Here is an 8950-nt window from a genome sequence, read left to right as displayed (position 1 = left end):
GTCCGCGCTCCGCGCGGGCGTCCGGAGGGAGGAACCATGTACGCCGTCATCAAGGCGGGAGGCAAGCAGCACCGGGTGAAGTCCGGCGACGTCATCGAGGTCGAGCTGGTGCACGGCCAGCCCGGCGACGCCGTCGAGTTCCATCCGCTGCTGGTGGTGGACGACGACGGGAAGACGCATCACGGCAAGGACCTGGCCAAGGCCGTGGTGGTCGGCAAGCTGGTCGGCGAGCAGAAGGGCGACAAGGTCAAGGTGTTCAAGTACCGGCCCAAGACGGGGTACTCGCGACGGCAGGGCCACCGCCAGCTCATGACCCTGCTGGAGATCGAGGACGTCCGCCTGGAGGGCCAGAAGCCGGCCTCCAAGGCCCAGACCGCCAAGGCCGCCGCAGCCCCGAAGACCGAGGCGAATGCCGAGGCTCCGGAGGACACCGACGCTACGGAAAGCGCCGAGGCCGCGGAAAACGCGGAGGCCGCGGAGGCTGCCGGCGACGAGTAACCGCTGGTAACCTGACACGACCATGGCACACAAGAAGGGCGGCGGCGCGTCCCGCAACGGGCGCGACTCCCAGTCCAAGCGGCTCGGGGTGAAGGCATTCGGCGGACAGACGGTCCCGGCCGGAACCATCATCGTGCGCCAGCGCGGGACCCGGATCCACCCGGGCCTGGGGGTCGGCAAGGGCAGCGACGACACCCTGTTCGCCAAGGTCCCCGGCGTGGTCGGCTTCCAGAGCTCCCGCGGCCGCCGCTTCGCCGTGGTCACGCCGTCCCCCGACGGCGGTTCCGCCTAGGGGCCTCAGGCCCCCGAACAGCCCCTACCTTTCCAGGAAGGTTGTTGACGGAGGCGGGCTGAGCACACGCCCCCTGATGTCGTAGCGTTGCACCGGTCGCCCCCGCCAGATCTCGCCGAGGAGAAACGATGCCTCAGAGGAAACTTGCAAAGAAGGCCACGCGAAAGTCCGCCAAGCGCACCACCGCGACCGGCAAGACGTCCAAGGGATTCACGGACGAGGAACGAGCCGCGATGAAGGCTCGTGCCCAAGAGCTGAAGGCGGAAGCGCGCGTGGACAAGGACAAGGCGGAAGGGGAAAGCGCTGTGCTTGTGGCGATCGCCGCGATGCCGGAACCAGATCGCGCCATGGCCAAGCGGCTCCATGCGATCATCAAAGACAGCGCGCCCGCCCTCTCGCCGAAAACCTGGTACGGGATGCCTGCGTACGCCAAGGAGGGCAAGGTCGTCTGCTTCTTCCAGAGCGCGCAGAAGTTCAAGACGAGGTATGCGACGTTCGGCTTCAGCGACGAGGCGAACCTCGACGAGGGCGCCCTGTGGCCGGTCGCCTTCGCGCTGAAGGAGTTGACCGCCGCCGAAGAGGCAGAGATCCGCGCGCTCGTGAAGAAAGCGGTGAGCTGAGGACTGAGCTCGTCACTAGCGGCGGGCCTCCCGCACGGCCTGGTCGATGGCCTGCCGCCATTCCCGGACCGCCTCGCGCTTCATGGAGTTCTGCTGCATGAGGAAGCCCATGTTCTCCTTGCGCTGCTTGCGGCGCTTGCGGGTCATGGGCTCGGCGTCCAGGGGCGGCGGCTGGGCGAAGTAGAAGGCCATCCGGGTCAGGCGCTCGTCCTGGAAGAAATCGACGATCAACACCGGCGAGCCGAACACCCGCTTGGTCCGCCTGATCGACCCGATCGGGATGGACAGGCTCTTCGTGCCCTTGTGGTGCTCGAACCGCAACGTCTCGGGGTCCAGGCTGAGGGTGCCGCGAACCTCGTCCGTGTAGTCGCCAAGCTTGATGGCCCACACGGTGATCGGCTCCATGGCCGCGCCATCTCCCATGTCGCGAACATCTTCCACCGCCGGCCCCGATTTCGACCACAATCGTCAGCCATGGCGTTCGCGGACGAGGCGGTGATGTTCGTTCGGGCCGGCGGGGGCGGCGACGGGGCGGTCTCGTTCCGGCGCGAGCCGTACACGCCCCGCGGCGGCCCGGACGGCGGCGACGGGGGGCCCGGAGGCTCGGTGATCCTGGAGGTCGACCGGGGCATGCGGGACCTCTCGGCGCTGGCCGACCATCCCCACCAGCGGGCCGAGAACGGGCGTCCCGGCGGGAAGTCGAACCGGACGGGCGGCGCGGGACGCGACCTCGTGGTCCGGGTTCCCGACGGGACGGTGGTCCGGGGCGAGGAAGGCCTGGTCGCGGACCTGGTGGGGGAGGGGGCGCGCGCCGTGGTGGCCCGGGGAGGCCGTGGTGGGCGCGGCAACGCGTCCCTGGCCGGGCCCCGGAACCGGGCGCCCGGTCGGGCCGAGGCCGGCGAGCCCGGTGAGGAGCGCCGCCTCGACCTGGAGCTCCGGGTGGTGGCCGACGTCGGCTTGGTGGGGCTTCCCAATGCCGGCAAGTCGACCCTGCTGTCGCGCCTGTCGGCGGCCCGGCCCAAGATCGCCGACTACCCTTTCACCACGCTCACCCCGAACCTGGGCGTCGCGGAGGGCGAGCAGCGGTTCGTGGTGGCCGACATCCCCGGCCTGGTGGAGGGAGCCCACGAGGGCCGCGGGCTGGGGCATCGCTTCCTCCGGCACGTGATGCGCTGCCGGGTCCTGGCGGTGGTGGTGGACCTCGCCGCGGAGGACCCGGTGCAGGACACGAGCACGCTGGTCGAAGAGCTGGCGGCGTACGATCCCTCCCTGGCCGAGCGGCTCAGGGTGGTGGCCGCGACGAAATCCGACCTGGTGGACCCGTCCGAGCGCTCCGAGCGCGTGGCTGCACTGGAGCAGTTCGGCCCTGCGGTGGCGGTGTCCGGGCTGACCGGCGAAGGAGTGGACGAGCTCCGGAATCGGCTGGAGGAGCTGGCGGCCCGGGCCTCCGAAGCGGCCGAGGCAGCCCAGGACCGTGGCCCGCTGGTGGTCCTGCGTCCCGGCCGGGAGCGCTTCACCGTCCGCCGGGAGGGGGAACGGTTCCGGGTCGCGGGGCGGCACGTGGAACGCTGGGTGGCCGAGACCGACTTCGAGGATCCGGCCGAGGTGGTCTCCCTGCAGAACCGCCTGAAGCGGGAGGGCGTGGAGCGGCGCCTGGCGGCGGCCGGCGCGCGCCGGGGCGACGAGGTCGTGATCGGAGACCGGGCGTTCGAGTTCTTCCCCGAGGAGCAGCATGGGCATGGATAGGCGGTCGCGGCTGGTCCGGCAGGAGGACGAGGGCTACGAGGCCCTGTGCTCCCTGCTCGGTGGGCTGAGCGCAGAGGACCTGGCCGAGCCCGGGCTCACCACGGAGTGGTCGGTGAAGGACCTCCTGGCCCACCTGGGGTGCTGGATGGCGGAGGCCGCGCACGTGCTCGAGCGCATCGGCCTGGGGACGTGGGAGGAGACCCGGATCGACGTCGACGCCAGGAACCGGGACTTCTACGACGCCTGCCGCGACCTGGACTCCCGGGCCGTGAAGTGCGAGCTGTGGTCGGCCCGGGCCATGATGCTCCACGCGTGGGGTGCGCTCCCGGAGATCACCCCGGCCGCCGAGGAGTGGTTCGTCGAGTCCGGGCCCGCCCACTACCGGGAGCACCTGCCGGACCTGGAACGGTTCGTGCGGTCCCGGACCGGCCAGACATAGCCCCTTCCGAGGAATCGCCGGGCCCCGGCCATAGAATCCGGCTGTGTCGAGGCCCAGGCGTCTGGGGGTCATGGGCGGCACCTTCGACCCCATCCACCACGGTCACCTGCTCACTGCCGAGGAAGCGCTGTGGCAGTTCGAGCTGGACGAGGTCGTGTTCGTCCCCACCGGGCAGCCCTGGATGAAGGAGACCCGCGTGGTCTCGCCGCCCGAGGACCGCTACCTGATGGTGGTCATCGCCACGTCCAGCAACCCGCGGTTCACCATCTCCCGTCTGGAGATCGAGCGGGACGGCCCCACCTACACGGTGGAGACGCTCCGGCAGCTCCGCGAAGAGCGGGACGAGGACGTGGACCTGTACTTCATCACCGGCGCGGACGCCATCCTCGAGATCTTCCAGTGGAAGGACCCGGACGAGGCCCTCGAGCTGGGGCACTTCATCGCCGCCACCCGGCCCGGGTACGACCTGGCCGCGTTCGAGCGGGGCGCGCCCACCTGGCACCCCCGGATCTCGGTCATGACCATCCCCGCGCTCGCCATCTCCTCCACCGACATCCGCGACCGGGTGCGCCGGGGCGTCCCCATCCGCTACCTGGTGCCGGACGGCGTGCTCACGTACATCGAGAAGAGCGGGCTGTACCGGTGAGGACGAGGGTGCGGGAGGAGCCGTGGGTCGCCGGCGGCGGGAGCGGGCGGGGCCCCCTCGGTTCCAGAAGGGACCGGCGGTGGGTGAGCCTGGCCGCCACCGGGGCCATCGTGGTCGCGGCGGTGGCCATCGGCTGGGTGTACAGCCGCGACACCGGCGCCCGCCCGCCCGCTCCGCGGACGACCCCCAGCCCGGTATCGAGGTTCACCGGCCCGTCCCACCTGGTCCTGTTCGCCGTGCTGGCGAAGCCCGAGCCCTTCGTCGCCCTGGTCGGCTCGATGGGAGGGCAGCCACCGGCCGTGGTGGACGTGCCGGCGCGGCTGGTCCTGACCCTGCCGGGAGCGGGGAGCGGGACGGTGGCCGACGCCGTCGCCGCGCCCGGCCCGCTGTTCACCGCGTCGGTCTCCAACGCGCTCGGGACGTGGGTGCCCCACGAGTCCATCACGGACCTGGCCGGCCTGGCCCGGATCGTGGACGGGGCCGGGGGAGTGAGCGTCGACCTGGTCCAGCCGGTCGAGGTCGACGGGCGGGAGATCGGCCCGGGACCCGTGACCATGGACGGCCGTCTGGCTTCGGCCTTCCTGAGGGGCGCGGCGGGCCTGGCCCCGGCCGAGCGCTGGCAGGAGCTGCTGGTGGCCCTGTTCAGAAGCGGCCTCTCGGCCCAGGCGGACGATTTCACCCAGGTCGACGACCCGGCCTCGGTGCTCGCGGTGTTCGCGGAGGCCAGAGCTCCCCGGTACCGCGAGCTGCCCGCCACCCCTTCCGAGGGGCGGCTCCTGGTGCCGGACGACCCGGCGATTCGCAGGACCCTGTCCTCGGTGCTCGGCATCCAGACCAAGCCGCCCGTCGGCGTGGTGGTGCTGAACGGGAGCGGCGTTCCGGGGGTGGGGGAGACGGTGGCGGCCAGGCTCGTGCCCGGCGGGTTCCGCATCGTGGCCTCGGGGAACGCCCAGACGTTCGATCACCAGGTGACTGAGATCGTGGCGACTACCGATCAGGCCGAGGCCCAGGCGAAGCGGGTTCGGAGGCTCCTGGGCGTGGGAACGGTAGTCTTGGGGGCGGGAACATCGGGACTCGCGGACATCACCATCGTGGTCGGGAGGGATCTCACAGCCGCATGAGCGATCGACGGGGACGTGCCGGAGGGTAAGGCCGTCCGGGAAGTGCCGGACTCACGAGACGTCGCGGTGGCCGCCGCCCGGGCGGCCTCGGAGAAGCAGGGCTCACGCATCGTGATCCTCGACGTGCGCGACCTCATCGTGATCACCGACTACTTCGTGATCGCGAGCGGTTCGAGCGACCGCCAGGTCCGGACCATCGTCGAGGAGATCGAGAAGGCCCTCCGCGGGCTGGCCGTGAAGCCCCTGCGCCGGGAGGGCGAGTCCGAGGGCGCGTGGGTGCTCCTCGACTACGTGGACGTGGTCGTGCACGTGTTCGGGGAGGAGGAGCGCGACTTCTACGACCTCGAGCGGCTGTGGCGCGACGCGCCCACCGTCGAGTGGGAGGAAGCCGGCGCCGCATCCGGCTGAGGGGCCGCCCGGCCCCGGTTGGTAGAATCGCCGTTCCAGGGCCTGTAGCTCAGTTGGTAGAGCGCTGCCTCGGCAGGGCAGAGGTCAGGGGTTCGACTCCCCTCAGGTCCACTGCACAAGCATTTTGGCTGTGTTCCTGCTGCTCAGCTGCCTATTCCGATGTCGGATCGCTTCGGTCGGTTACCAGCGGACGAACCGAGCCGGAGTCCGAGCGGCGCCCGTGACATCCCGAGCATCCAGCACCCGGCCGTCATGAAGCGCGCCACGGCTGATTGTTAGATTGCCCCGGGCCCCCCTCGTTCGTACTCCCAAATCGCGCCATCTAGTTCTCTTGCACTTCTGCCAACTCGGTGGGCTGCTTTCGTGATGACGTGAATCAGCTCTAGGTCGCCGAGGTCTCGCCCCAAGACCCTCGTTACGAAGCGATGAACCATGACGTCCGGTTTCACGGTGTCCACGCCCAGCCTCATCACCAGCCAGGAGTATGCTGCGATGCCCAAGCCCTTCGTCCGCCAGGCGAAGTCCCGCTCGAAGTCGCTCTCGTGAGCCCAATCTCGCAGGCGATCTTGGTTTGTAAGGCCCATCTCCCGCGCCCATCGCACCAATCCCCGTAGCCACCCGAGGCGGTCTCCGTATGCATAGCCCCAGAGGTATTTGGCCGCATCCCGGTTTCCGACGGGGTCGTTCGGGTGCCGGCCGAGAACAGCTTCCAGATCGGCAAGGCTCCTGACCTCATCCCATCGGTTGTTCTCGTAGTACGTGATCGCGTTCTTCACGATGGGGTTGATGAGTCGTAGGTCCAGCACGGTCAGGAACTGGTTCGTGACGTAGTCCGGGTAGTCGCGATCACTACCGACTGCCGGCGGCATAGCCATGGGCGGCACCGTGGCGCATGCCTTCTCGAGGAGCGCCCACTCGTCTTCGGTAAGAGACATGGTCTCTATTCGACGGACGGGACGAGCGCCCAGACCCGCTGGAGTGGAAGTTCCGACCGGACGTCCTCTCCCAGCTTCTCGTACACGGAGAGCAAGGCGCTGAGGAGATCCTCTGCGTCCCAGAGGCGCATCTTGAAATAGTCCTGCTTCGCTTCTGTCCGAACGGTTCCCTTGAAGCCCCGCCATGCAACCAGCAACCCCTGATCAGCCGCGAGTGCGGTCACGAGGCCGCGCAGAGAACGAAACTCCTCGATCCCGGCTTGACCGGTCTTCACCTGCACAACGACTCGGGGGCTGTCGAGGCCAAGGGCGCCGTGTCCAGCCAGGATGTCGACGCCTTGATCAGCTCCCGGTGGGCTGAGGGTCACTGCGAAGCCTTGTGCTTGGAGGATCGCTCCGACCAGCCTTGCCAGGTCATGCCCCGCGAAGTTCGCACTTATGAAGAGGCGAATCTGATCCCGGGCGACGGCTTCGACATCGGGGGTTTCCTCGGCCGATCCATCAGATCCCTGTCCGCCTCCTCCAGGAGGGGCAGGCGCGGGCTGGGGCCCCTGCTCGAAGGCGGCGAGGATTCTCTGCTCCGCGTGCTCGCGGTTGACGCGCCCGATCGTGATAAGGGCACCAAACGAATAGAGGAGGTCTTGATCGAAAGCGTCGCGAGGCACTTCGGTGTTGATCCACCAAACCGGCCGTACGTGATGGAGCGTGTCTACGAGATCCTCGCGGTACTGATATGGGCCGTCGATCCGCCCGACAGCAACGTTGTGGGTCGTCTTCAGTGGCAGGACGACCAACTCGCCCTGATCCATGCTCTTGAGCAGCGACCAGAATTGCCCCACGTGGTTGGCGACCTGTGAGGTTTGCGCGTCCGGGTAGGCGACCTCGAACATTCTCCGCAACTCCTCGCGGGAGCTCACCGAGGACAGGTCTGGTAGTTTGCCGCCCTTCCCGATCAAGCCTTCGGTGAGAAAGGTGTCCTCGAACTCTCCATGGCGTCCGCCCTTGACCACCCAGACAGCCATACGCCCCTCCCAGGCCTTCTCGCTCTACGTCGGCAGCGTAGTCTCCCCAGACCGCTGGGTACTGGTTGGCCTCAATGGCTCGGGCCTCCAAGCTCGAGCTTCATCTGCCATGCTCCTGCGGGCGTCCTTCACTTGCCCCGTCCACGCTGTTGCCACGTTCTTGAGGTTCAGAGGCGGCTTCCATTGCTGAATGAGTTCGATCTCGACCGGCTCCAGCACCATCGGCTTGCCCGGTGTCCAAGTTGCGAGGTTCAAGCGCTTCCGCATCCAGGCGGTGAGCTTGGCGTCATCCTCCGGTGATAGCCCATAGTTGGCGAACCGCTCCGGCTTGGCCGGGTTGCGCGGCCTACCCGCGAGCTTGAGCCGGCTACGGAGCAGGGCCGCGAAGGATCGGCGGACCGTTGACGACCCGGTGTGGCCGTCGCCGAAGTGGGTGTTGATATCTCGGGCGAGGAGACTCTCCTCGGCTTTGCCCACGTACAGAGGGCGGTCATCGGGCGGATCGCCCAGGCCTAGCTCGCGCCAAGCTCCAGCGGCCCCATGGATCGCGTACAGGCCCGGCTTCGCTGGCACTCGTGTCTCGGCTCCAGCGAGCGGTCCCTTCTCGGCACTCAGCACTTTCAGCGCCTCGCGGGCTTGAGGAGTCATCCGATCGAGTCTAGTCGGGTCGCGCGACGCTGCGCAGATCCGCCAATCCCCGCGCCGTCGGGGACGGCGACCGCGGTCGATTCATCCACCTGGGGTAAAGGTCCTGTGGTGAGCTACGCTCCGGTCGGAGGAATTGCGTGGCGGCCCTCAGGCAGTCTATGGCTTGACTCGGCGATGCAGGTCTCGGATGGTTTGTCCGAATTGTCGGTTCGAAAACACTCCCCTCAGGTCCACTCCTTGGCTTGCTGAAGCGACTTTCGGCCCAAATGACCCATCTACGGATCGCCTCGCCTAGTGCGCCGGCGATGATCCTGCGTAGGGTAATTACATCCTTGTAAGTCCCACGTAGCGGTGGCACGCTGCAGGCGATGACTCCTGAAGCCGTCGGGCTGCTTCCCCCAGGAGGTGCGCCATGGCTCGCGGGCGACCGCCCATCGTCTTCGTTCGTCTGTCACCGCCGACGAGGAGCGGGAGCTCGCCTCGATCGTTCGACGGGGTCGTCGGACGACGTCCTCCGTGACGATGCGCCGCGCCCTCATTGTGTGGCGGAGCGCCCATGGAGCGACCGCCTCAGA

General features: G+C 68.5%; 11 protein-coding genes, 1 tRNA gene and 1 pseudogene. 9 read left to right on the top strand and 4 right to left on the bottom strand.

Annotation, left to right across the window (positions count from 1 at the left end):
• The first annotated feature begins 36 nt into the window (after positions 1-36).
• The 3 genes and pseudogenes from rplU to M3Q23_08635 all read left to right on the top strand — a co-directional run bounded on the left by rplU (position 37) and on the right by M3Q23_08635 (position 1410).
• Positions 37-327: pseudogene (gene rplU / locus M3Q23_08645) on the top strand (50S ribosomal protein L21).
• 193 nt (positions 328-520) lie between these two features.
• Positions 521-790 (top strand): 50S ribosomal protein L27, encoded by a 270-nt coding sequence (gene rpmA, locus M3Q23_08640; GenBank protein MDP9342152.1) that lies wholly within the window; start codon positions 521-523, stop codon positions 788-790.
• Positions 791-918: 128 nt separating this feature from the next.
• Positions 919-1410 (top strand): DUF1801 domain-containing protein, encoded by a 492-nt coding sequence (locus M3Q23_08635; protein ID MDP9342151.1) that lies wholly within the window; start codon positions 919-921, stop codon positions 1408-1410.
• Between the two features lie 15 nt (positions 1411-1425).
• On the opposite strand, the gene M3Q23_08630 is transcribed toward M3Q23_08635, so the two are convergent.
• Positions 1426-1833, bottom strand: a complete 408-nt coding sequence (locus M3Q23_08630) for a hypothetical protein (protein ID MDP9342150.1) — start codon at positions 1831-1833, stop codon at positions 1426-1428.
• Between the two features lie 51 nt (positions 1834-1884).
• On the opposite strand from M3Q23_08630, the gene obgE reads away from it, so the two are divergent.
• The 6 genes from obgE to M3Q23_08600 all read left to right on the top strand — a co-directional run bounded on the left by obgE (position 1885) and on the right by M3Q23_08600 (position 5881).
• Positions 1885-3156 carry a GTPase ObgE gene (gene obgE / locus M3Q23_08625; GenBank protein MDP9342149.1) on the top strand — a complete coding sequence of 424 codons (1272 nt, stop codon included), beginning with the start codon at positions 1885-1887 and terminating at the stop codon, positions 3154-3156.
• Positions 3149-3595 (top strand): maleylpyruvate isomerase N-terminal domain-containing protein, encoded by a 447-nt coding sequence (locus tag M3Q23_08620; protein ID MDP9342148.1) that lies wholly within the window; start codon positions 3149-3151, stop codon positions 3593-3595. Before obgE ends, M3Q23_08620 begins: the two co-directional genes overlap by 8 nt.
• Positions 3596-3665: 70 nt before the next feature.
• Entirely contained in the window at positions 3666-4241 is a 576-nt protein-coding gene (gene nadD, locus M3Q23_08615; GenBank protein MDP9342147.1) for a nicotinate-nucleotide adenylyltransferase, read from the top strand.
• Positions 4238-5362 (top strand): LCP family protein, encoded by a 1125-nt coding sequence (locus M3Q23_08610; GenBank protein MDP9342146.1) that lies wholly within the window; start codon positions 4238-4240, stop codon positions 5360-5362. Before nadD ends, M3Q23_08610 begins: the two co-directional genes overlap by 4 nt.
• Before the next feature lie 15 nt (positions 5363-5377).
• Entirely contained in the window at positions 5378-5770 is a 393-nt protein-coding gene (gene rsfS, locus M3Q23_08605; protein MDP9342145.1) for a ribosome silencing factor, read from the top strand.
• Positions 5771-5808: 38 nt separating this feature from the next.
• Positions 5809-5881: transfer RNA gene (locus M3Q23_08600), tRNA-Ala, on the top strand.
• A gap of 164 nt (positions 5882-6045) precedes the next feature.
• Here M3Q23_08600 and M3Q23_08595 read toward each other — a convergent pair.
• The 3 genes from M3Q23_08595 to M3Q23_08585 are packed head-to-tail and all read right to left on the bottom strand — an operon-like array spanning position 6046 to position 8375.
• Positions 6046-6705 carry a hypothetical protein gene (locus M3Q23_08595; protein ID MDP9342144.1) on the bottom strand — a complete coding sequence of 220 codons (660 nt, stop codon included), beginning with the start codon at positions 6703-6705 and terminating at the stop codon, positions 6046-6048.
• Positions 6706-6710: 5 nt separating this feature from the next.
• On the bottom strand, positions 6711-7727 hold the full coding sequence (locus M3Q23_08590; GenBank protein MDP9342143.1) for a restriction endonuclease: 1017 nt from the start codon (positions 7725-7727) through the stop codon (positions 6711-6713).
• Positions 7728-7751: 24 nt separating this feature from the next.
• Positions 7752-8375, bottom strand: a complete 624-nt coding sequence (locus tag M3Q23_08585; GenBank protein ID MDP9342142.1) for a hypothetical protein — start codon at positions 8373-8375, stop codon at positions 7752-7754.
• Positions 8376-8950: the final 575 nt, after the last annotated feature.

It is taken from the genome of Actinomycetota bacterium (assembly GCA_030774015.1).
In the GTDB taxonomy this organism is placed as follows: domain Bacteria; phylum Actinomycetota; class UBA4738; order UBA4738; family JACQTL01; genus JALYLZ01.
Note: the sequence above shows the minus strand (reverse complement) of the source record. Positions and strands in the feature narration are given on the sequence as shown.

Bases quoted from the DNA above. Each gene is read 5' to 3' on its own strand.
- rpmA (MDP9342152.1), top strand. From the start codon at position 521: ATGGCACACAAGAAGGGCGGCGGCGCGTCCCGCAACGGGCGCGACTCC.
- M3Q23_08635 (MDP9342151.1), top strand. From the start codon at position 919: ATGCCTCAGAGGAAACTTGCAAAGAAGGCCACGCGAAAGTCCGCCAAG.
- M3Q23_08630 (MDP9342150.1), bottom strand. From the start codon at position 1,833: ATGGGAGATGGCGCGGCCATGGAGCCGATCACCGTGTGGGCCATCAAG.
- obgE (MDP9342149.1), top strand. From the start codon at position 1,885: ATGGCGTTCGCGGACGAGGCGGTGATGTTCGTTCGGGCCGGCGGGGGC.
- M3Q23_08620 (MDP9342148.1), top strand. From the start codon at position 3,149: ATGGATAGGCGGTCGCGGCTGGTCCGGCAGGAGGACGAGGGCTACGAG.
- nadD (MDP9342147.1), top strand. From the start codon at position 3,666: ATGGGCGGCACCTTCGACCCCATCCACCACGGTCACCTGCTCACTGCC.
- M3Q23_08595 (MDP9342144.1), bottom strand. From the start codon at position 6,705: ATGTCTCTTACCGAAGACGAGTGGGCGCTCCTCGAGAAGGCATGCGCC.
- M3Q23_08590 (MDP9342143.1), bottom strand. From the start codon at position 7,727: ATGGCTGTCTGGGTGGTCAAGGGCGGACGCCATGGAGAGTTCGAGGAC.
- M3Q23_08585 (MDP9342142.1), bottom strand. From the start codon at position 8,375: ATGACTCCTCAAGCCCGCGAGGCGCTGAAAGTGCTGAGTGCCGAGAAG.